The following is a 1,109-nucleotide window of genomic DNA, read 5'->3' as shown; positions in this document are numbered from 1 at the left end:
TTTTTTTATTTCAGAATATCCTAAGAACAAAAAATAACATCCTGTCAAAGAGCGACAACTGAACTTTCTATATAAGTCGTTTAATTTGTAAGCAGAGTCATCAATAAAAGAGGAGGTACTGAGATGTTAGAGCAGCGACCTACCATGGAAGTTTTTTTTGAGCAACTCGGCTTGGATTCAAGCCCTGAAGCAATCGATGAATTTATCAGAACCCATCAGATCGGGATGGATGTGCCATTACATAAAGCACCTTTTTGGACCAAGAACCAACATGACTTTCTAATTGGGCATTGGAAGCAAGATGATGATTGGGCCATTTTTGTCGATGTACTGAATGAACAATTGCATATAGAAGCAGAGGGTTCAGGTACTTGTGATCTGCCGACCTCCTCACATCCTTGAACGTTAAAAAACTAGCAGCAAATTATTTTTTATTTCTATTACGGAGCAATCAAATGGTATTGGAACAGCAACCTACTTTAGAATTATTATTTGAACAACTCGGCCTGCCAGCAGACGAAAGGTCGATTGATGAATTTACCCGCACCCATCAGCTTCCATCTGAAGTTATTCTGCCAGACGCGGAATTTTGGAGTGAGGGGCAGAGTGCATTTCTTCGTGAACATTGGCATCAAGATGATGAATGGATTGTAATTATTGATAAGCTCAATCAATTACTGCATGTAGAGAGTGACAAGCAAAGCGCTTAGTCCACTTTTATACAAAAAGATACAAACAAACCTAGTCACAGGACTAGGTTTTTTTTGTCTTATCTTATAAGTTAGTTCTATAAAGAATTACAAATTAACTGATATAAGGAGGGCGAGATGCTCGGAACAATGCAACCATCCTTACCCCTATTATTTTCGCAACTTGGTTTGCCGAATAGTCCTGCTGCCATTGAGCTATATGTACGTACTCATCAGTTACCTAAGGAAATCTCATTGCATGATGCGCATTTCTGGAATAAAGCACAGCGTTCATTGTTAATTAGTCATTTGGTACAAGACGATGACTGGGCAATTTGGGTTGATGAACTGAATCAACAGTTACACTTAGATGCCGATCGCCTTCGACTGGCTTAAGAAAATAAAACTAGTTATAAAAAA

Annotated in this window: 3 protein-coding genes; all 3 read left to right on the top strand. The window is 38.6% G+C overall.

What is annotated here, in order from left to right; translation table 11 throughout:
- The first annotated feature begins 123 nt into the window (after positions 1 to 123).
- The 3 genes from HADU_RS11935 (at position 124) to HADU_RS11925 (ending at position 1,085) form a co-directional block, all read left to right on the top strand.
- Positions 124 to 402, top strand: coding sequence for a DUF2789 family protein (locus HADU_RS11935; protein ID WP_004809710.1), 279 nt, complete (start codon positions 124 to 126; stop codon positions 400 to 402).
- Between the two features lie 53 nt (positions 403 to 455).
- On the top strand, positions 456 to 710 hold the full coding sequence (locus HADU_RS11930; RefSeq protein ID WP_004809708.1) for a DUF2789 family protein: 255 nt from the start codon (positions 456 to 458) through the stop codon (positions 708 to 710).
- A gap of 117 nt (positions 711 to 827) precedes the next feature.
- A complete protein-coding gene (locus tag HADU_RS11925; RefSeq protein ID WP_034592940.1) occupies positions 828 to 1,085 on the top strand; it encodes a DUF2789 family protein in 258 nt (85 codons plus the stop codon).
- The last annotated feature ends 24 nt before the right edge of the window (positions 1,086 to 1,109 follow it).

The organism is Acinetobacter sp. HA (assembly GCF_000264725.1).
Classification (GTDB): Bacteria; Pseudomonadota; Gammaproteobacteria; order Pseudomonadales; family Moraxellaceae; genus Acinetobacter; species Acinetobacter schindleri.
Note: the sequence above shows the minus strand (reverse complement) of the source record. Positions and strands in the feature narration are given on the sequence as shown.

What these genes read in the sequence shown, in the direction of transcription:
- HADU_RS11930 (WP_004809708.1), top strand. Translation starts at nt 456, where the DNA reads ATGGTATTGGAACAGCAACCTACTTTAGAATTATTATTTGAACAACTC.
- HADU_RS11935 (WP_004809710.1), top strand. Translation starts at nt 124, where the DNA reads ATGTTAGAGCAGCGACCTACCATGGAAGTTTTTTTTGAGCAACTCGGC.
- HADU_RS11925 (WP_034592940.1), top strand. Translation starts at nt 828, where the DNA reads ATGCTCGGAACAATGCAACCATCCTTACCCCTATTATTTTCGCAACTT.